The sequence below is a fragment of the Collimonas pratensis genome (assembly GCF_001584185.1).
Classification (GTDB): domain Bacteria; phylum Pseudomonadota; class Gammaproteobacteria; order Burkholderiales; family Burkholderiaceae_D; genus Collimonas; species Collimonas pratensis.
Genome location: NZ_CP013234.1, coordinates 2924237 through 2944399 on the forward strand (window position 1 = coordinate 2924237; position 20163 = coordinate 2944399).

The following is a 20163-nucleotide window of genomic DNA, read 5'->3' on the forward strand; positions in this document are numbered from 1 at the left end:
CACCGCATCAAAGGAAGATGCAGCAAGAGCCAAGCGGGCGTATTTTCGCATCAAACAGGCTTGAGGACCAAGTTATCAGCCGCGGCCGGACTTGGCCGGCGCTCGTAATTCGCCGAACCGACGCCAGGCGCGCTTGATTTTCGCCGCCTGCCGCTTGCCGCCATCGTCCAGCAAAGCCTGCGCCAGTTCGCAGTGCGAACCCAGTTCGGGCCGCTGTTCGGCGATCTGCTGCAACAGTCCGGCAGCGACGTTACGGTCATTCGAAACACCCAGCATGTCTTGTAGCTCGCCCAGCCCCTGCACATAGGAGCGCATGCGTTTGGGAGGGAAATACGACTCAAAGAATTCCGCCGCGTAGCGCGCTTTCTTGACGGCGATCCTGAGGCGATGCCGCTTTGCCGGTCCCTGCCGCTTGATGCCCTTGCCGCGCGCCAGCAGCTTGTTCTGCAACTTGGCGAGTTTGCTGCGCGCAAACTTCTTCAATGGCATCGACAGCGCGGCAATCTGCTCAACGCTTTGCTGCTGGCGCCAGCGCCGCCCCTCCAGCCAGCTTCCCAGGGACAGCAGCAACCTGGCATAGGCACGCGATGCCAGGGCATTTGCCGCCGCCTGACGGTGCTTGCCCGCTTCGCCGACGGTATGCTGGCGCAGATGTTCAAGTTGCGGCGCATGCCGGCTGCTCCCGGCAACATCGCTCAGGGTGGCAGACGCCAACACTTCCCAGTCGCGCGCCGGTCCTAGCAGCCCCGCCAGCCAGCGTAGTTGGGCGACGATTTCCGGCGGCGCCGGGATGACTTTCTTGAACAGGCCCAGCGCCGCGCGCAAGCGCCGCAGCCCGACCCGCATCTGATGCACATGTTCCGGGTCGTCGCCGTGCATGACACCGTCTTCATTGCCTTGTATCTGCGCCAGGCAGTTGTGCAGCAGCTGCTGGAAGCCCTGCTCCAGCGTCAACGCCGGCGAGAGTCTGAGCGGCTGCGCCTTCACAACCATCGTTGCTTGCGGCGTGTGCAAGGCATAGCCGCGCTCAGCCTTGCTGACATTGGCGCTGCGCAACGGCAAGCTGTTTTGCAGCTCAAGGGCAACATCGAACAAGCTGGCCGAATCGCCGGCTTTCAATTCCAGTTCGATCTCGCTGATCGGGACCGTTTGATCGCCATGGATCACTTCTCCCTGGTCCAGCGCCAGCTCGATTTCAGCGCCGGAAGGCAAGCGCAGCAGCCAGATGGTGCGCCGGAAGCGCGTCGCGAACACCGGCTGCAAGCGCTCGGCCAGGGCCGGCGCGGACATCAGTCCGGCCACCGCCGAACCGCTCTCGATCAGTCCAAGCAAGGCAGGCAGGTCAGGCGTGGCACCGCTGACTTCCGACTCCCACTCGGGACGCTGGTGCAAGCCGGCCGCAACCTGGCCGCCGCTTTTGCAAGTCTGTATCAGGCGCTTGCCGACCCGGCGCACACGCAAGGCGGTGTGGTTCTGTTTGAGGTAGAGCTCGGGGGTATCGAAGTAAACGCTGTCCAGTTGCCGCGACTGTGGTTTATTGACCGCATGTTTTTTTAATAATGGATGGCGCCGGAAACGGTTTACGTCGACCGGATCCAGCAAAAGTTTTAATTCGATTTCCATGTTTTCCAATGTTAAACAAAATTGTGGATAGCGGCAAAACTATCCGGCGGCGCGATCTTTATCCTGGCGCCGTATGCACAGTATATGCAGTGTGGCCAGGCTTGCATCGGCAATTTTTACTGTAAAAAGTACAAATAATTGCTGGCAAAAAGGGGAGCTTTTCATTTTACATTCATGACACAAGGGAAATAATTTATTTTCCTCATGAATATTGGTCAATTTACATAAAAATTATAAATCTTCGCTTAATTTACAAAATAATCTTCTATTTATACGGTAATTTCATTTTACATTTATTGCTATAAAGAAATTTAGTTATCACATTTCACAAGAAAATGGTGTCTCACGGAAAATAAAACAACGTAAATAGCAAAATATTTCAGGCGCGTTACATCGACTCTCAAACTGATACAAAATGAAATGGCGATGCCCCAAACCGTTGCAAGGTACGGGTCACCGCTTGCCGATTGGACACACACACAGTCCACTCCGGCAAAACAAAACGAAAACATGCTGCGCGGCGAATTTATCGAATTGGCCGTAACAAAAGCATGAAGCGAAATTGATCATTTCCTTATAAACAAAGTGGAGAGCTTTTCAGATGAAGAAGAAGTTTTTGGCATCGGCAATTGCTGCAATTTGCCTCGCTCACAACCCCCTCGCCTTCGGCGCAGATCAAACCGCCCCTTCCCCCGACAGTCTTGAACGCATCACGATTACGGGTTCAAATATCTCCCGCATCAACAAAGAAGGGCCAACCGCGGTCGAAGTCATCAAACGCGAGGAAATCGAAAAATCGGGCGCCAGCACCGTCCTGGAACTGTTGAGCAAGCTGCCTTCTGTTTCGGTCGGTCTTGACGGCAACAGCAATACCTCTTTCGCCCAAGGCGCCGCCTCGGTCGGTTTGCGTGGCCTGGATGCAAAGTACACCTTGATCCTGCTGAACGGCCGCCGCCTGGCGAACTATGGTTTCGCAGATGGCGCCGAAAACTCCTTCGTCGATCTGAACAACCTGCCGCTGGCAGCGATTGAATCGGTTGAAATCCTGCGCGACGGCGCTTCCGCGATCTACGGATCCGATGCCGTGGCCGGCGTGATCAACTTCAAGACCAAAAGAAATTATCAAGGGGTTGAAGGCACGGCCAATCTCGGCACCAATCAAAAAGGCGACGGCGGCACTGCCAGCGCCAGCGTCACGGCCGGCTGGGGCGATCTCGACAAGGATGGCCAGAACCTGCTGCTGACGGTCGACGTGTTCCGCCGCAATCCCCTACTGAGCGACAAGCACGATGCTACCGCCAACCGCGACTTCAGCCGCTTTGGCGGCAGCGACGGCCGTAGCATCGATCGTTACCTGGGCAGCCTCAACGACTATACTACCGGCGAACCTGGCTTTCCCATACCCGGCTGCCGCGGCACGATTGGCGTCAGCAGCGGCACCGGCGACACGCGCTGCTTCAACAACCAGACGGTGCAGCTGTCGCCAAAGATCTTGCGCGGCGGGATTTCTGCGATTTTCACCAAACGGCTCAGCGGCCAGGACGAGCTGTTCGGCGAAGCCAGTTTCAATCACAGCGAAACCAGCGTTCAGTATGCTTTGCCAAGCTTTGATTCGCAATTCATCGGCAAGACTGCCGGCTCCACCAATCCCGGCTTGGCCAACCTGCCAGGACCGAGCCCGGATGGCTCGCTGCAAGGCTTCACGCCCGGTGATCAGTTGCGCGTGTACCGTGCCATCTATGAAGCTCCAGCTACCGTCAACAAGATCACCAGCGACACCATTCGCCTGGTGGGAGGTTGGCGCGGCCAGATCGGCAGCTGGGACAGCGAAGGTGCAATCAGCCTGAACCAGAACCGCCTCAAGGATGCGGCCTCCAATTCCGTCCTCAAAGATGTCTCGACGGCCTCCTTGCAAAATGGCCTGCTCGGCAACGGCGGCTACGATCCGTTTGCCTACTGGAATCCAGCCAGCGTGGTCGATCCGATGCTGACTACCACCGAACGGGTGGCGGTCTCGCGCCTGGAAACACTCGACTGGAAGATGTCAGCACCGGAACTGTTTTCCTTCAACGGTGGACCGGTTGGTTTCGCCTGGGGCGCGCAAGCGAGCCATGAATCGATCGATGACCGTCCTGATGCACTCAATGTCGCCGGCAATATCGTCAACGCTGGCGCTACCGCCAGCAATGCCAGCCGTTCTATCTATTCGCTGTATGGCGAGTTCAATGTGCCGTTGATGAAACAGGTCGAGATGCAGCTGGCTTTGCGCGGTGACCACTACAGTGACTTCGGCAATTCCTTCAATCCGAAAATCGCACTGGCCTGGCGCCCCAGCAAAGAAATCCTGCTGCGCGGCTCCGCCACGACATCGTTCAAGGCGCCGACCTTGCCCGAAGTCAGTTCGACCACCGCCGGCTATGCCAACGGCATTGCCGACTGGGCCCGTTGCCGGCCACTCGGTTATACCGGCGCAAACTGCAGCTACAGCCCGCGCCAGTATGCGGTCGGCAATCCGGATCTGAAAGCCGAGAAAGCCAACAACTACTCGCTCGGCATGGTGCTGCAGCCGCTCAAAGGCTTGTCGGCATCGGTTGACTGGTATGCGATCAAGCAGCGCAACACGATCCAGGCGCTGGACCCGCAGTACATCGTTGACAATGAAGACATCATTCCAGGCTACGCCGCACTGGTCGGGCGCGATCCGCGCAATCCGGCGCTGGAAGCCCGGTATCCGGGCTTGAACAAGGGGCGCATCAACAGCGTTACCACTCCTTACATCAATGTCGGCAAAACCGACATCCAGGGCTTGGACATCGACCTGTCCTACGAACTGGCGCTGGCCGGCTGGGGCAAGCTGAAGCTGCGCGAGGTCAACAACTACACGCTGACCTACAAGCAAAGCATCACGCCCGGCACGGCGCCACAAAGCCGGCTGGATTCCATCTATCATCCGCGCTGGAGCAATTCCTTCCGTACCGCCTATGAATATGCCGACACGGAACTTGCATTGACAGCCCGGACCCAGGCCAGCACGCTGAACATCGACGACCCGACACATACCCAGGATCCGGCCGTCACCAATGCGCGCATTGGTTCCTTTACCGTATGGGATCTGAACGTGAACACCAAGGTCAACCGCAACATGACCTTGAATTTTGGCGTCAACAACGTGTTCGACAAGGGTCCGGTATATGCCAACACAGCGTATAAGGACGATTTCGTACAGAGCATCAATGACCTGGTCGGCCGCTATTTTTACGTGAGCATGCGTTACACATTCAAATAAACGGCGGTTTTGCGCCCGACCCAGATTCAAGGTTCGGGCGGACATTCTTCAGAGCGCCAGCGGGCGGGCATGTCATGCGGCATGCCCGCCCGTTCATTTGTCAGAGCTTGCCCCAACAACCATCGAGATTGCCGGTATCCGGCGCCGCCCTACTCAATCAGCTTTTGCGCCCGCTTCTGCACATCGTTTAAATCACCTTTGACCGCCGCCGTCAGGCGCGTCCCATACTCCACGTCCGCCTTGTAGAAATGGCTCAGCATGATCTGCTTGGTTTCTGCATCCTTGACCTGTCCCAAGTCCGCCGCCAGGTTGCCGACCAGGTTTTCCCGGTCTTGCTTAGCCAATGAACGGTAGAAGCTGCCGGCTTGGCTGAAGTTGTCGGTCTTGGCGATGGCCGCCTGCTGCGTGCTGCCCGACAGCGGCGTCTGCACCGACTTGTAGGCGGGATCGTCGACTGCGCTGCCGCTTTGCCGCGATGGCTGGTAATTGACGTCGCCGTTGCGCTTGCCGGTATCGCCGGCGCCGTCGGCGTTGTAGTTATTCACCTTCACCAAGGGCTGGTTGACCGGGATCAGCTGGTTGTTGGGGCCTAGCCGGTGCAACTGCGTATCGGCATACGAGAACAAGCGCCCTTGCAGCAGACGGTCTTCCGATGCCTCGATGCCAGGCACCAGGCGGGATGGTGCAAACGCCACCATCTCAGTGCTTTCAAAGAAATTGTCCGGCACCTTGTTCAAGGTCATGGTGCCGATTTTGGTTTCAGGGATATCGGGCCAGATCTTGGTGGCGTCCAGCGGATCGAACTTGAATTTACCCAGGTCTTCCGGCTTCAGGATCTGCACATAGAGATCCCATTTGGGGAAATCGCCACGCTTGATCGCTGCGTACAGGTCGTTGGTCAGGTTGTTGAAGTCCTCGCCCTGCACGCGTGCCGCCTCGGCGCGGGTCAAGTTCTTTTCACCCTGTAGGCTCTTCCAGTGAAATTTCACGTAGCGTACCTGGTTCTGTGCGTTGACCATCTTGTAGGCGTGTACGCCATTGCCGTCCATCATGCGGTAGGAAGCCGGAATGCCGAGATCGGAATACACCCGGGTCAGCATACTGGTGCTCTCCGGCTGGTGGCTGAAGAAATCGAAGAAGCGGTTAGGATCCTGCACGTTGGTGACCGGCGACGGCTTCAGGGAATGCACCATGTCGGGAAACTTGATCGCATCGCGAATGAAGAAGACCGGCAGATTGTTGCCGACCAGGTCCCAGTTGCCTTGGTCGGTGTAGAACTTGGTGGCAAAGCCGCGCGGATCACGCAGGGTTTCCGGCGAGCCCTTGGGATGGATGACGGTAGAAAAGCGCACGAATACTCTGGTCTTTTTACCGGCCTCGGCAAACAGGCTGGCGCGCGTCAGTTGCAACAGGTTTCCGGCCGAGACAAATTCGCCGATGGCGCCGGTGCCGCGCGCATGCACCACACGTTCTGGAATGCGTTCACGGTCGAAGCGCTGCAGTTTTTCAATCAGATGTGCATCTTGCAGCAAGCTTGGGCCGCCTGGCCCTGCAGTCTGTGAATTCTGATTGTCGCCAACCGGCGCGCCGCTGTCGCGCGTCATGGTTTGTGCGCTCACGGCGCCTGCCAGCAAAGTGCTTAATCCGATCGCGGCCAGCCGCGAAGTTGAATAGGCTCTTGAGAAATACATGCTTGGTTCTCCTCATTTTGATACGCGAGAATGCGTATTGCCAAATTTACACAAATAGTCGTTAACTATATAATTTTAATTATCAATTGATTTAATAAATTAAAACTATGCCTAACGGCAATATCGTGTATTGGCAAAAATGCGCTGGCGGCGGCAGGAAACAAAAATGCGGATCAGCACGAAGCGTGCCGGCGCCAGTGCTGTCGCTGGCAAGTTGACACGGCTTTAGATGGTCGGCGATCCGGCGTATTGAAACCCCGGACCACCACGGCCGGCAGATGATCAGAACTGGTGGCGCAGCCCCAACCGCAGCATGCCCTGCCGCGCCGCCGACGAGACCTCGCTGGCGCCGGGAATATAGGCACGGTCCAGCACGGAGCCGGTGTCGCTGCCGGCGACTTGCTGATACACCGCTTGCGCATAAACGTCGGTGCGCTTGGACAGAGCGTAATCTGCCATCAGCCCCAAGGTATGCCACTTCGGTTTGAAATTGGCCTCCGAGGTATTGAATTTACCCTGGGTAAACGTGTACATCGCGGCCAGCGAGAACGCCGGCGTCAACTGGTATTTGGCGTTGAGTTCATAGTTGTTGAACACCAGCCGCTTGAGGCTGCCCGATGCGGGCGTGATCGGACCGACATAGACCGATGACAGCGGATTGGTGAAATTGGTGTTGGAATAGACGAAGCCGTAGGTGGCTTTACCGACTGTGTAATTGATGCCGGCGCCCGCGGTGCGTTGCTGGTAAGCGAGGAAATTGGCGTCGTTCTCGGCAATCGAGCCGGCGGCGCTGGCGCCTGGCAGCGTATTGCTCATGTAGGCGGCAGCCACTGTCCATGGACCATTGAGATATTGGGCGCCAAGGCTATAAGTCATGTTGGTCCGCTGCGCGCCGGCAGTTTCGCCCAGGCCGACCATGCCGCCGAACTTGAAGCCGCCATATTCGACGCTAGTGTATTTGACAGCGTTATTGATGCGGAAGGAATTGTCGGTATTGTCGTTGTCGAACGGATGCGAGAACAGGTAACCGCCCCAGTTGCCGTTGGCCGTCACCGGACCAAGGAAATCCACCACGGAGTCGTACTGGCGCCCCACAGTCAGCGTGCCCAGTTGATTGCTGGACAGACCGACGAAGGCCTGCCGTCCGAACAGGCGCCCGCCTTGCCCCAGAGTGCCGGTGTCGGCGCTGAAGCCATTTTCCAGCTGGAATACGGCGCTCAGGCCGCCGCCCAGGTCTTCCTTGCCCTTGACGCCGATCCGGCTGCCGGATGGATAACCGCTCTGCAATTCATAAGCGCGGTTGCCACCGGCGTTATTGGTGAAATTCAGTCCCAGGTCGACGATGCCGTAGATGATCACGTTGCTTTGCGCCTGCGCGGCGCCGGCGATGCCGCTCAGCATGCCGGCGATCAATACCATTTTTCTCATGCCATATCCTTTGTTGATTGAAAGCTGGGCCGTGGCTTCTGTCGCCATCCCCGTTCAAGTATTTCGAGCCCCCGATGCTGCGTTACCCAGGAACAAGCTCACATAGCAACGGGCGGTCAATTAATGGTATATGCAAAACGACAATTGATGTTAAACAGATAACTGTAGGAATATTCCCTGATTACAGGGTAAAAGCCGGGCTCAAGCGCGCTGGCGGGCGTTGTTCATGCCGACATCGTAGTGACGGACTCCGGCCAATGACTCTTGACCGGCCCGCTGCGCGCACAAAAGCGTAGTATCAGCTTGTCGTCCCGCAAAGAATTGAAGCCATGCCCATTCCCTACCTTAGAAAACTGACTGGCAAGGACCGCAGCCAACAAGCAAACCGCCATCTGGCATTTTTCCTGTCTTTCATTGCTGGAGCGATCAATGCCGGCGGCTTTCTCGCGGTCGGGCAATACACCTCGCACATGTCGGGCATCGTCTCTTCGATGGCGGACAACCTAGCGCTGGGATCTATCGGCCTGATGCTGGCCAGCCTGGCTAGCCTGCTGGCGTTTCTGGCAGGCGCGATGACCTCGGCGCTGCTGATCAACTGGGGCCGGCGCCAGGCGCTGCAGGCGGAATACGCGCTGCCGCTGATGCTGGAAGCCGGGTTGCTACTGCTGTTTGGGCTGCTGGGCGGCAACCTGGAAGGCCATCAATGGCTGTTCGTGCCGCTCACGGTGATACTGCTGTGCTACATCATGGGCTTGCAGAATGCCATCATCACCAAGATTTCCAAGGCCGAAATCCGCACCACCCATATCACCGGGATGGTGACCGATATCGGCATCGAACTTGGCAAACTGCTTTATTGGAACCGGCTCAAGCCAGAGCAAGGCCGGCCGGATGTGCTCGGTGACCGCGATAAACTGCGGCTGCTGGCGACGCTGGTGACGCTGTTTTTCAGCGGCGGCCTGATCGGCGCCATGGGCTTCAAGCAGGTCGGCTTCATCGCTACCGCGCCGCTGGCAGCGACCTTGATGTGCCTGGCCATTGTGCCGATCTTCGATGACTTCCTGAAATTCCGGCGCAAGGCATGATCCAGCCTGCTTGATGCGATTACTGCGATTGCGGCAGCAGGCCGCCGCTCCAGGCAAGCGCTAAGGTACGCGCTAAGGCAAGCGGATTTCGCTCACCTCGTGGACATCTGGCAGCGCTTTCAACTTCAGCAATATCGTGTCGAACTCGCTGGGCAGCACCCGCAGCAGGGCCACCGTGACTTCTTCGATATCGGCATCACTGGCGTTCTGCTCGACCACGAACTGCTCGATCTGCGCCGTGCCTTTATCCAGCAATTGCCCGAACATCTGGAAGGTCAAGGCGCCGCGCCGTACCACCAGGCGCACCTCGCGCCGCTGGCGGGCGATGAAGAAACGCTTTTCCAGCGGCTTGAGGCCGGCCAGGATAATCAGGATGATCAGTGTTGCCGCCGCTGCCGCGATATACAGCCCGCCGCCCACCGCCAGGCCGACCGCGGCCACCGACCACAGGCTGGCCGCCGTCGTCAGGCCGCGAATCACTTCGCCGCGCAGCAGGATTGAGCCAGCGCCGAGGAAGCCGATGCCGGAGACTACCTGGGCCGCCATCCGTGACGGATCAAGCGCGTAGCCGGGGCGGCCCACCACTTCCTGGAAACCGTAGGCGGAAACGATCATCACCAGCGCCGAACCGACGCACACCAGCATGTGCGTGCGCAGGCCGGCAGCCCAGGATAATCGTTCGCGGTCGAAACCGATGACGCTGCCGAGGGCTGCGGCTATCAAGAGCCGGATGATCATTTCTATCTGGTCCAAGTTTCACTCCTTTAGTCAATAACAGTATGTATGGTAGGGTGGACACAGCGTGCCCACGCGTGAACTCACTCCGCGCACATGCCTTGTTATGGCATTGCATAGGCCCACACTCCGTTTATGACCGTCACGCGTGGGCACGTTGTGCCCACCCTACGACAAATTCAAAGTATTGGTCAGGTCGCCCAGCGGCGCCTGCTGGTTCTGCAGGAAGGCGACGTCGCGCGCCACCAAGGCATCGAGCTTGCGCAAGCCATACACGCGTGTAATGAAGCGCATGATCGAGGTCGTATCGTACACGGTGTGGTCGACAAAACCTTTCTTCGCATGCGGCGAAATGACGGTCGCAGGTATGCGTGAACCCGGGCCCCAGCGATCGCCTTTCGGCGGCGCCACATGGTCCCACCAGCCGCCGTTTTCATCGTGCGTGATAATCACCACCATGTTCTGCCACTGCGGTCCGCGCTGCAGATGGGCGATGACATTGGCGATATGGCGGTCGCCGGATTCGACATCGGCGTAGCCCGCATGCAGGTTGAGATTGCCCTGCGGCTTGTAGAAACTGACCTGCGGCAAACGCCCGGCGTCGACGTCGGCCAGGAATTTGTTGGTGGCAGGATCGTCGCCCAGGCCGCCATCCTTCAGATGCAGCTCGCGCGCTGCGGTCCCCGGGGCGAAGCTCTTGAAATAATTGAACGGCTGGTGGTGGTACTGGAAGTTCGGCACCGCATCGTCATTGGCCTTGCCATCCAGCGCCGCTTGCCAGGCACCGGAGTACCAGCTCCAGCTGACATTTTTTTCAGACAGGCGATCGCCAATGGTGGGATAAGTCTGCGGCGGCAGCACCATCGGATCGCCGGCGTCGGCATAGGCAGCATCGCCGCCTTTGGCCGGCTTGACGAAACTCGGCTGGTATGGCGGCGCCATGGTGTTCACCGCATAGCCGTCTGGCGTGATGGCGCGGTCGCGCAGGAATTTAGGCGGGCCGTCGAGGGCCGAAGCCGGATTCTTGTCGTCCAGTTTCAGGCGCGTACCCTTGGGATCGTCGCCCTCTACCGTTGAGACGTTATGACGTGCCGGACTGTTGTACACATCCGGATAGAACGGGGTCTGTCCGGAAATCAGGAAAATATGGTTGAGGTAAGAACCGCCGAAGGCCGACATGAAAAAATTGTCGCACAGGGTGTATTGCTCGGCCAGCTGCCACAGGCGCAGCTTGCTGGCGGTTTCGCCGTAGTGCCCCATGGTGAGGCCGCCGGAATCGGCCCAGGCCACGAACTGGTCGTTCTTGCCGCCGTTGATCTGCATCTGGTTCTGGTAAAACTTGTGCCACAGGTCGCGCGTGATGACGCCCTGCGGCAAGGGCTTGCCTTGCGCATCGCTCAGCTTGAACGGCGCGTTCGGCAAGCCGCTGATCTGCGCTTCCGTGATGGCGTAGCGCTGGCCGTCCACCTGCTGTGCCTGCGGCACCAGGCCGCCCCAGATCTTCGGCAACTGCGCCAGCGGCGTCTTGCCGTCGCGGTCCAGCTGCGTGTATCGCCCGCTTTGCATGGCCTGCGCCAGCGGCCGCTGCACGCCGGGGAAATTGCCGTACAGATTATTGAAGCTGCGGTTCTCCGCATAGATCACCACCACATGCTTGACCGCGGCCTGCAACTGCTGGTCCAGCAATTTTTCCTGGCTGGCATCGATCACTTGCTGGCTGCCGTCGCTGGCGCAGTCGGCCAGGGCCAAGGTCGCGCCGACCGCCACCACGCTGCCGAGAAAACGGCGGCGTGTGAAACCGCCTGCTTCATCTTCCGTCGTCAATTCGGGTTTGTCGCTTTCATTCATGGATGATTTTCACAATGTTAGTTAAATTGGCTGTTCAGACTTTTCTGTGGGTAAAGGGGACACTATCGTACATAAGAGGTAGGGTGGGCACGCTTTTGTGCCCACGCTGTAGCGCTATCCGCGTGGGCACAAAAGCGTGCCCACCCTACATGTCAATATTTTTGCACCCATAGAAAAGTCTGATGAATCGTTAAATTTACGGGGTTTCCGGCAACGGCGTGCGTAAGGTCACGAACTCTTCCGCCGAGGTCGGATGGATGCCGATGGTGTCGTCGAATACGCGCTTGGTGGCGCCGGCGCGCAAGGCGATAGCGATGCCCTGGATGATTTCGCCGGCGTCCGGCCCGACCATGTGGCAGCCGAGCACCTTGTCGCTGGCGGCATCGACCACCAGTTTCATCAAGGTCTTTTCATGGTAGTCGCCCAGGCTCAGCTTCATCGGCCTGAAGCGCGCTTCAAACAACTTGATCTTGTGGCCGGCGTCGCGCGCTTCCTGTTCAGTCAGGCCGACCGTGGCGATATTCGGCAGGCTGAACACCGCGGTCGGAATCAGTTTGTAATCCACCGGCCGATACTCCTCAGGGCGGAACAAGCGGCGCGCCACTGCCATGCCCTCTGCCAGCGCCACCGGCGTCAGCTGCACCTTGCCGATGACGTCGCCGAGGGCCAGGATCGACGGCTCGGAACTGCGGTATTCGCTGTCGACCTTGATGAAACCTTTGGCATCCAGCGCCACGTCGACGTTTTCCAGGCCCAGGTTATCCAGCATCGGACGCCGTCCAGTGGCGTAAAACACGCAGTCGGTTTCCAGCACGCGCTGGTCCTTCAGCGTCACTTTCAGGCTGCCGTCCGGTTGCTTGTCGATGCTTACGATGTCGGCATTGAACTGCAGGTCCAGGCCCTTTTTCTCGAATTCCTGCTTCAGATGCAAGCGTACGCCCTGGTCGAAGCCCCGCAGGAACAGGTCGCCGCGGTACAACAGGCTGGTCTGGGCGCCGAGGCCATGGAAAATCGAAGCGAACTCGACCGCGATGTAACCACCGCCAATCACCAGCACACGGCGCGGCAACTCCTTGAGGAAAAAGGCTTCATTCGACGTGATCGCATGTTCCTTGCCTGGGATGTCCGGCACCTGCGGCCAGCCGCCGGTAGCGATCAGGATGTTGGCGGCGCTGATGCGCTGGCCGTTGATCTCCACCGTGTGCGCATCGAGCAGCCGGGCGTGGCCTTCATGCAGGGCGACGCCGCTGTTCAGCAGCAGGCCGCGGTAGACCTCATTGAGGCGGTGGATCTCGCGGTTCTTGTTGGCGATCAGGGTGGCCCAGTCGAACCGCGGCTGGGCGGCGGTCCAGCCGAAACTGGATGCGACCTCAAAATCCTCGCTGAAATGGGCGCCGTACACCAGGAATTTCTTTGGCACACAGCCGACGTTGACACAGGTGCCGCCCAGGTAGCGGCTTTCCGCCACGGCGACACGGGCGCCGAAGCCGGCGGCAAAACGGGCGGCACGGACGCCGCCAGAGCCTGCTCCTATTACGAACAGATCGACATCAAAAGACATGGGCATTCTCCTTCAAGCAAAGCGGGCCGAAACCACAGGCAAGGGCAAATCTTACGTCATGCCACGCCGGCAAGTGCAGCCCGCCTGTAAATCCATCAACGCAATCAATTCAATCCAGCAGGCTCTCATCCCAGGCATGCACGGTCTGCTGCTGCTCGCCCAGGCCGTCGATACCGAGCCGGACGACGTCGCCATGCTTCAGATACAGCGGCGGCTTCTGGCCCATGCCGACACCCGGCGGCGTGCCGGTGGAAATGATGTCGCCCGGGTACAGCGTGGTGAACTGGCTGATGTAGTGGATCAGGAACGCGATATTGAAAATCATGGTCCTGGTGCTGCCGTTCTGAAAGCGCTTGCCGTTGACTTCCAGCCACATCGAGAGATTTTGCGGATCGCCGACTTCATCGGCCGTCACCAGCCAGGGGCCGACCGGACCGAAGGTATCGCAGCCCTTGCCCTTGTCCCAGGTGCCGCTGCGCTCGATCTGATATTCACGTTCGGAGACGTCGTTGACCACGCAATAGCCGGCGACATGCGACAAGGCCTGGTCCAGCGCGACATAGCGCGCCTTGCTGCCGATGACCACGCCCAGCTCGACTTCCCAGTCGGTCTTGACGGAATTCTTCGGCATCACGATGGGATCGTTGGGGCCGCCAAAACAGCTGTTCCACTTGTTGAACAGCACCGGTTCGGCCGGCACCGCCAAGCCTGATTCCGCGGCATGGTCGCTATAGTTCAGGCCGACGCACATGAATTTGCCGAGGCCGCTGAACGGTGCACCGATGCGGCCGGGCGCGCTGATTTCCGGCAGGCTGGCGGCATCGATGGCGCGCAGCTGCGCCAGGCCCGTCGGCGTCAGCTGCTGCGCCGTGATGTCCGCGATCACGCCGGACAAATCGCGCAGCTTGCCGCCGGCATCCAGCATGGCCGGCTTTTCCTGGCCCTTGGGGCCTACTCGTAATAGCTTCATCTGTTGCTTCCTTTTGTTTTTGTGGCTTGACTAAACGATCATACTATTAAACCGGCAAGACCGAGACCAATGCCATCGGCGCCGGCTATGCAGAGACGCATGTTTTAGGTCAGAATACGGGGCCTGGCCGCAGCGGCCTCACTCCACCTCACCTCAAATCATCTATGCCGAATCTTAATTTACTGCTGGGTTTTGCGCTGGTCGCCTTCGGCATGGTGCTGATGCCAGGTCCCAACATGATCTACCTGATTTCGCGCTCGATCTGCCAGGGGCCGAAAGCCGGCTTCATTTCGCTGGCCGGCGTCGCCACCGGATTCGTGTTCTACATGCTGTGCGCCGCCTTCGGCATCACTGCCCTGCTGTTTGCGGTGCCGCTGGCTTACGATATCCTGCGTTTCGGCGGCGCTGCCTACCTGCTCTACCTGGCATGGCAAGCGGTCAAGCCGGGCGGCCGCTCGCCTTTCGCAGTGCGCGACCTGCCTGTGGACAGTAACCGCAAACTGTTCTTCATGGGTTTGTTCACCAACCTGCTCAATCCCAAGGTGGCCTTGATGTACCTGGCGCTGATGCCGCAATTCATCGATCCCAACGGCGCCAGCATCCTGGTGCAGTCGCTGGGACTGGGCGTGGTGCAGATCCTGATCAGCATCACGGTCAATTCGGCAGTGACGCTGGCGGCCGGCAGCATTGCCGGCTTCCTTGGCAGCCGGCCGAGCTGGCTGCTGATCCAGCGCTGGCTGATGGGCACGGTGCTGGCCGGCCTGGCGGTACGGATCGCGCTGCAGGCAAAAAAATAAGAGCGCCGCACATACTGAATATTGGCTAATATGCAAGCTGCCCTACAAATCCGGAGTTGCCTGAATGCCGCATTTGCCGTTTGCCTTGATTTCCGCCGTCGTTCTGCTGTTGCATGCCGCCGGCATCATCGCCGCCATCCATGCCCTGATGCATACGCGCACGCCGCAAGGCGCGGTGGCCTGGGTGTTCGGCCTGGTGCTGCTGCCCTATTTCACCCTGTTGCCCTATCTATTCCTCGGCAGTAAGCGCTTTTCCGGCTACGCCGAACTGCATCACTCGCGCCAGGCGCGCCTGCAGCAGCTGGACGATCCGGCCCAGCTGGCCTTGTCGGCGGAGTATCCGCCGCACCCCGGCGCCCAGCGCTACCAGGCCATCAGCAAGATGCTCGGCGTGCCTTTTCTCAGCGGCCATCGGCTGCGCCTGCTGGTCAACGGCGCCGCCAGTTTTGAAGCGATCTTCGCCGCCATCGCCAGCGCCGAACACTACCTGCTGGTGCAGTTTTTCATCATTCACGACGACGAGCTCGGCCGCAAGCTGCAGGCGGCGCTGCTAGAGCGCGCCGCCGCCGGCGTCCGCGTGTATGTGCTGTACGACGGCGTCGGCAGCCACGATCTGCCCCCATCCTATGGCGCCATCCTGCGCGCCGGCGGCGTCGAAATCCATCGTTTCGCCACGCGCCGCTGGCGCAACCGCTTCCAGCTCAACTTCCGTAATCACCGCAAGGTGGTGGTGGTGGACGGCTGGCGCGGCTTTGTCGGCGGCCTCAATGTCGGCGAGGAATACCTCGGCCACAAGCCGCCGCTGGCGCCCTGGCGCGATACCCATATGGAGTTGCAAGGACCGGCAGTGGCCGACCTGCAGCTGGCCTTCGATGAAAACTGGCAGTGGATCACCGGCCAGCCGCTCAAGCTGTCGGCGCCGCGCCCGGCCGCCGGCCAAGCCACCGCGCTGATCGCCGCCACCGGTCCGGCCGACGCCCAGGAAACCTGTTCGCTGTTCTTCGTCCAGGCCATCCACGCCGCCCGCCAGCGGCTGTGGCTGACCACGCCCTACCTGGTGCCCGACTCGGCCGTCAACGCCGCCTTGCAGCTGGCGGTATTCCGCGGCGTCGATGTGCGCATCCTGATCCCGGCCATCGCCGACCATCGCACCGTGTTCCTGGCGTCGACCTTGTATGCGCATGAGCTGGTGCGTGCCGGCGTGCGCATATTCCGCTACCAGCCCGGCTTCATCCATCAGAAGGTAATGCTGATCGACGACGACACCGCCTCGGTCGGCAGCATGAACCTGGATAATCGTTCGTTGCGGCTGAATTTTGAAATCACGTCCCTGAACATCGACAGCACATTTGCCGGCGAAGTGGAAACCATGCTGCAGGCCGATTTTGCACAGGGCCGGGAAATCGACGTCGCCGATTACGCCAGACTGCACTATCTGTACCGGGTGCTGATCCACGTGGCGCGACTGCTGAGTCCGCTACTCTGAAGCTGCCGTGGCGCTGCGTGACTCGCTGGCTTCAAGCTTGATAGAATTTATGCATCCTTGGCCGCGCCGACGACGAACTCTCTGGAGAACAACACATGACAACCCACAAGCCCGCCGATCACAATGCCGTCTCGCCCTACCTGCTGGTGCAGGACGTTCAAAGCATGCTGCTCTTCCTCACGGCCACCTTCGGCGCAGTCGAGATCTACAAGATGACCTTGCCGGACGGTTCGGTAAAACACGCGGAAGTGCGCATCGATGACTCTATCGTCATGCTGGGAGAACGCCCGGACGGCCGCGATCCCGTCGTCTGTTCGACCCACGTCTATGTACCTTCGGTTGACGCTTGCTATAGCCGCGCGCTGGCCGCCGGCGCCAGCAGCATCTCGGCGCCGGCCGACCAGTCCTACGGCGACCGTAGCGCCGGGATCCACGACCCGGAAGGCAATATCTGGTGGCTGGGGACCTACCTTGGCAAGGCATGAAACCAGTCTTTGAGGATGACGCTTTGTCAAAGACAACGGAAAAGCAGCAGTATTTCATTTGTCTTTAACATCATCCTCGCCACCTTCCCGTATAGAAAATTCAGTAGATAACGCCGGCGTGGAAATCAGGTCAGCTAATCCTGCGTGTTCTACCGCAGAAATCATTGTTTGATAACCTTCTCTGCTGTCCCGGTACAGCAATACAACTGAAAAGCCCACATCCCTTGGATCGTCCGACGCTAGGACGATCGCTTCGGCTCCAGCCGCACAGAGTCGCGAAGCAATTGTCTGCGCGCGTTTCTCGAACGCAAATACGGCGCCCACATACCGGCGCCTGCCGGCCGGCTCTTCCAGGCTGCAAGTGGTTTTTGCAAACGTAGCTAGTGTCCTCGCCGATTCTGATGCGACAATTTCCGGGGTATGCAGAATCGCGGCCTGATCGCTGATTGCTCTTGAGTTTGTCGCCTCTATTTGATATTCATTGCCATCAAGGCGTACCAATTTCAGTCCTCGCTCCAGAAGTGATTTTTGGAACTGGAAAAAAATCTCATCTGGTGAAAGCGGATCGATTGAAGCAAGATTGATTACTCCTCGCACTTCTGGAGCTAAGCGAATCGAACGGCCTGAATATTGACTGACCAGACGTGCTGCGTCAGACAATCCAAAATCCCGCCAGATAACATAAAACCGATCTTCACAATGCACCGCGGTTGCATGCGAAAACAACAGAAGCCAGAACAAACGTGCGACGATCTTTTTAATTCTTGATATCTGAAACATATTTCCTGGCAATCATCGCAGCTTTCTGAAATCTACATTCTGCGGGAAAAATTCCAATCGGTAAATGACTGCCGCCAGATACTAGAAAACCACATAACGACAATCTGAACCTCACATCAAAGCAGCGATCTGCGCTGCGCTTAAAGCCCCGCGATAGATGCGGAATTCGTCTATCAGGCCGTTGAAGTACGGATCGGCGGCATACTGCGACCTGCCGATCCAGTTCTGGCTGGTGCCACCCAGGCGGAACGGCGCCAGGACCATCGCAGGATTGCTGCCTACCGGATTGCCGTCCAGGTACAAGGTTCCGGTTTTGCCGGACAGGGTGACGGCGACATGGACCCATTGCCCGACCGACAGTGCAGCGTTGCCGTCGATTGCATGCTCACCGTAAGCGCCATTGACCGTTATCGCAAAGCGTGGGAATCCGGTATCGCCACGGGCAGTCAACATCATGTAGTGGCCGCTGCCGGAACCGAAATCGAAGATGCGCGCCCATTTACTGGATGCTTTCCAGAACACCCAGGCGGCGACCGTGATATCAGCCACATCGCTCACGATATCGGCAGGCAGGCTGACGTAACCGTCGCTGCCGTTCAGCGACAACGCCCCACCCTTCTTGCCGCCGGCCCAGCTTGCACCATTGACCAGCATCCCGGCATGCCCCTTGCCGCTGGAATCCGTGGCCGTGAGGCCGTTGCCGTCATCCAGCGCCAGGTAAGCCAATAATTGCACCGCCGTAGTCGCGCTCGTCTCGTTCGAGGCCAGGCTGGCGCCGGACGGCGTCTGCGAAATGACGACATAATAATAGGTGCCGGCAGCAAGCCCACTGTCGGCACTGTCGGTATACGACAGCAGATCATTGATGCCGGTTGCGATGGTTGTATAGGGCCCACCGGCATTCGTGCCGCGCTTGACGTCGTAGCTGCTTGCATAGGCACTGCCCCACCACGACAGCACTACCTGTCCCTGGCTCGCAATCGCGGTCAAGCCGCTCGGCGCCGCGCCGCTTGCAATCGGGTCGCGCGTGCAGGTCAGCGTGCCATAACCCAATTGATCGTAGCCACCGCTGTTCGGTCCGTAATTACCACCACCGCCTTCCGGCTGGATCTGCGCCGCGAATTTCTTGGAATACGGTGCAGCCAATCCTTTACGGTTGACGTAATGGTTATAGACCAACGCCCATCCAGGCCGCACGTCGCCTTGCCCGCCGGTTGCAAAGGCAGTCTGGTTGACATGGTCGACATTATTGTAAGTGACATAGGGCACGGTATAAAACGCATTGCCGGATTCGATCAGATTGGCCTTGGCAACGTACTCGGCGCCGGCAAGGAAACGGTTATTGTCATAGCCGTACAGATCGACTCCCTGGTTCCAGGCCATCTCGCAGATCGGCCCCATCAGTGCGATGCCCAACGTGTTGTGTCCCTGGTCGCGGCCGGTTTCCTGCCATTGCCCCAGGTAGCCGGGATGCATGTAATAGACGGCCTGCGAAACGGCGCCGTTGCCCGCGCCGTTCTTGAAATAGTCGACCGCTTCGTTAAACATGGCGCGGTCGTCGCATAGCACGCCGATGGCCATGATCGAAGCCATATTGCACAAATCCCAGTTGGCCCAGTAGTGAGTCACCTCGGTGCCGTTGTGGCGAATCAGGAAATCATGGTTGATGGGGTAAAAAACGGTCCGTATCATGTTCTGAAAACTGGCAAGATCCGTGGCGGCCCAGCCGCTGTAGGAACGCATGATTTCGGCTGCATTGGCGAATTCGTAGCCGTAGAGACCGGCGGCCAGGTCGACATTCGAATTACCGCCCAATAGCGTCAGCGTCGACGACCAGGCGTTCAGGATTGCCACCGCCTTGTCGGCATAGGTGGTATCGCCCGAAATTTTCCAGCGCAGCGCGCAAGCATAGGTGGCGGCAATGTCGTTATAGAGAAGCGCGTAGTTCTCCGCATGCACGCCGTCGCTGCCGCGATAAATCGCCACTTGCGGACGAGGCATGTAACTCAGCCTGGCATGGCTGTTGGCGATCAGTACATTCCAGCCGTCGACCCACGGCGCCGCGTTCGCCTTTACTTTCTGGCTCATGCGGTCAAAATCAGCTTGCGTGTGCAGCAAGCCAGGATGAACAAACGTGTTATTTGGAGGAGGGGGCGTCGTTTCAGGTGGCGTTGGAGTAGGCGCCGGAAGTGGCGCCGATGTCGGCACGGAAGTAAGTGCTGGTGTCTGCACAGGGAGGGCTGCAGTAGCCGGCGAACCATCACTGGCACTCGCGGGCGCCATATCGCCGCCGCCACAGCCCGCCAGGAACAATGCACCAAGACTGGATATGAAATTGCGACGCGTCATGCCATTGGCATGCCACTCATCGCCGAAGATATCGCTTGC

Annotated in this window: 13 protein-coding genes and 1 pseudogene; 5 read left to right on the plus strand and 9 right to left on the minus strand. The window is 58.9% G+C overall.

Annotated features, from left to right (window positions below; all coding sequences use genetic code 11):
- Positions 1 to 75 precede the first annotated feature (75 nt).
- The gene (locus CPter91_RS13235; protein WP_061941062.1) at positions 76 to 1623 is read right to left on the minus strand and encodes a CYTH and CHAD domain-containing protein; all 1548 of its coding nucleotides are present in this window, start codon (positions 1621 to 1623) and stop codon (positions 76 to 78) included.
- Between the two features lie 601 nt (positions 1624 to 2224).
- Between CPter91_RS13235 and CPter91_RS13240 the strand changes: the two genes are divergently transcribed.
- The gene (locus CPter91_RS13240) at positions 2225 to 4909 is read left to right on the plus strand and encodes a TonB-dependent receptor plug domain-containing protein (RefSeq protein ID WP_061941064.1); all 2685 of its coding nucleotides are present in this window, start codon (positions 2225 to 2227) and stop codon (positions 4907 to 4909) included.
- Between the two features lie 149 nt (positions 4910 to 5058).
- Here the strand turns inward: CPter91_RS13240 and CPter91_RS13245 are convergent, their stop codons facing one another.
- Together CPter91_RS13245 and CPter91_RS13250 are read right to left on the minus strand one after the other, a co-directional pair.
- Entirely contained in the window at positions 5059 to 6600 is a 1542-nt protein-coding gene (locus tag CPter91_RS13245; RefSeq protein WP_061941066.1) for a catalase, read from the minus strand.
- 282 nt (positions 6601 to 6882) lie between these two features.
- Complete coding sequence (locus CPter91_RS13250) at positions 6883 to 8028, minus strand: porin (RefSeq protein WP_061946200.1); 1146 nt, start codon at positions 8026 to 8028, stop codon at positions 6883 to 6885.
- A 329-nt stretch (positions 8029 to 8357) separates the two neighbouring features.
- Between CPter91_RS13250 and CPter91_RS13255 the strand changes: the two are divergent.
- Positions 8358 to 9086, plus strand: a pseudogene (locus CPter91_RS13255) (YoaK family protein); the annotation flags it as partial.
- A gap of 99 nt (positions 9087 to 9185) precedes the next feature.
- On the opposite strand, the gene CPter91_RS13260 reads toward CPter91_RS13255, so the two are convergent.
- The 4 genes from CPter91_RS13260 to CPter91_RS13275 form a co-directional block, all read right to left on the minus strand.
- Positions 9186 to 9851, minus strand: a complete 666-nt coding sequence (locus tag CPter91_RS13260; protein ID WP_061946202.1) for an MgtC/SapB family protein — start codon at positions 9849 to 9851, stop codon at positions 9186 to 9188.
- 165 nt (positions 9852 to 10016) lie between these two features.
- Positions 10017 to 11696, minus strand: coding sequence for an acid phosphatase (locus CPter91_RS13265; protein ID WP_061941070.1), 1680 nt, complete (start codon positions 11694 to 11696; stop codon positions 10017 to 10019).
- Positions 11697 to 11892: 196 nt separating this feature from the next.
- Positions 11893 to 13257 (minus strand): glutathione-disulfide reductase, encoded by a 1365-nt coding sequence (gorA, locus tag CPter91_RS13270; protein WP_061941072.1) that lies wholly within the window; start codon positions 13255 to 13257, stop codon positions 11893 to 11895.
- Positions 13258 to 13366: 109 nt separating this feature from the next.
- Positions 13367 to 14227: a fumarylacetoacetate hydrolase family protein gene (locus tag CPter91_RS13275; RefSeq protein WP_061941074.1), complete on the minus strand. Its 861-nt coding sequence runs from the start codon at positions 14225 to 14227 to the stop codon at positions 13367 to 13369.
- 164 nt (positions 14228 to 14391) lie between these two features.
- Here CPter91_RS13275 and CPter91_RS13280 point away from each other — a divergent pair, with 164 nt between their 5' ends.
- From CPter91_RS13280 to CPter91_RS13290, 3 genes are all read left to right on the plus strand, one after another.
- Entirely contained in the window at positions 14392 to 15024 is a 633-nt protein-coding gene (locus CPter91_RS13280) for a LysE family translocator (RefSeq protein WP_061941076.1), read from the plus strand.
- Between the two features lie 73 nt (positions 15025 to 15097).
- On the plus strand, positions 15098 to 16510 hold the full coding sequence (cls, locus tag CPter91_RS13285; protein WP_061946204.1) for a cardiolipin synthase: 1413 nt from the start codon (positions 15098 to 15100) through the stop codon (positions 16508 to 16510).
- Between the two features lie 95 nt (positions 16511 to 16605).
- Complete coding sequence (locus CPter91_RS13290; protein ID WP_082792822.1) at positions 16606 to 16995, plus strand: VOC family protein; 390 nt, start codon at positions 16606 to 16608, stop codon at positions 16993 to 16995.
- Between the two features lie 54 nt (positions 16996 to 17049).
- Here the strand turns inward: CPter91_RS13290 and CPter91_RS13295 are convergent, their stop codons facing one another.
- Together CPter91_RS13295 and CPter91_RS13300 are read right to left on the minus strand one after the other, a co-directional pair.
- The gene (locus CPter91_RS13295) at positions 17050 to 17775 is read right to left on the minus strand and encodes a hypothetical protein (RefSeq protein WP_061941078.1); all 726 of its coding nucleotides are present in this window, start codon (positions 17773 to 17775) and stop codon (positions 17050 to 17052) included.
- A gap of 111 nt (positions 17776 to 17886) precedes the next feature.
- On the minus strand, positions 17887 to 20124 hold the full coding sequence (locus tag CPter91_RS13300; RefSeq protein WP_061941080.1) for a LamG-like jellyroll fold domain-containing protein: 2238 nt from the start codon (positions 20122 to 20124) through the stop codon (positions 17887 to 17889).
- Between the last annotated feature and the right edge of the window lie 39 nt (positions 20125 to 20163).

Bases quoted from the DNA above. Each gene is read 5' to 3' on its own strand.
- CPter91_RS13235 (WP_061941062.1), bottom strand. From the start codon at position 1,623: ATGGAAATCGAATTAAAACTTTTGCTGGATCCGGTCGACGTAAACCGT.
- CPter91_RS13240 (WP_061941064.1), top strand. From the start codon at position 2,225: ATGAAGAAGAAGTTTTTGGCATCGGCAATTGCTGCAATTTGCCTCGCT.
- CPter91_RS13245 (WP_061941066.1), bottom strand. From the start codon at position 6,600: ATGTATTTCTCAAGAGCCTATTCAACTTCGCGGCTGGCCGCGATCGGA.
- CPter91_RS13250 (WP_061946200.1), bottom strand. From the start codon at position 8,028: ATGAGAAAAATGGTATTGATCGCCGGCATGCTGAGCGGCATCGCCGGC.
- CPter91_RS13260 (WP_061946202.1), bottom strand. From the start codon at position 9,851: ATGATCATCCGGCTCTTGATAGCCGCAGCCCTCGGCAGCGTCATCGGT.
- CPter91_RS13265 (WP_061941070.1), bottom strand. From the start codon at position 11,696: ATGAATGAAAGCGACAAACCCGAATTGACGACGGAAGATGAAGCAGGC.
- gorA (WP_061941072.1), bottom strand. From the start codon at position 13,257: ATGTCTTTTGATGTCGATCTGTTCGTAATAGGAGCAGGCTCTGGCGGC.
- CPter91_RS13275 (WP_061941074.1), bottom strand. From the start codon at position 14,227: ATGAAGCTATTACGAGTAGGCCCCAAGGGCCAGGAAAAGCCGGCCATG.
- CPter91_RS13280 (WP_061941076.1), top strand. From the start codon at position 14,392: ATGCCGAATCTTAATTTACTGCTGGGTTTTGCGCTGGTCGCCTTCGGC.
- CPter91_RS13290 (WP_082792822.1), top strand. From the start codon at position 16,606: ATGACAACCCACAAGCCCGCCGATCACAATGCCGTCTCGCCCTACCTG.
- CPter91_RS13295 (WP_061941078.1), bottom strand. From the start codon at position 17,775: ATGTTTCAGATATCAAGAATTAAAAAGATCGTCGCACGTTTGTTCTGG.
- CPter91_RS13300 (WP_061941080.1), bottom strand. From the start codon at position 20,124: ATGACGCGTCGCAATTTCATATCCAGTCTTGGTGCATTGTTCCTGGCG.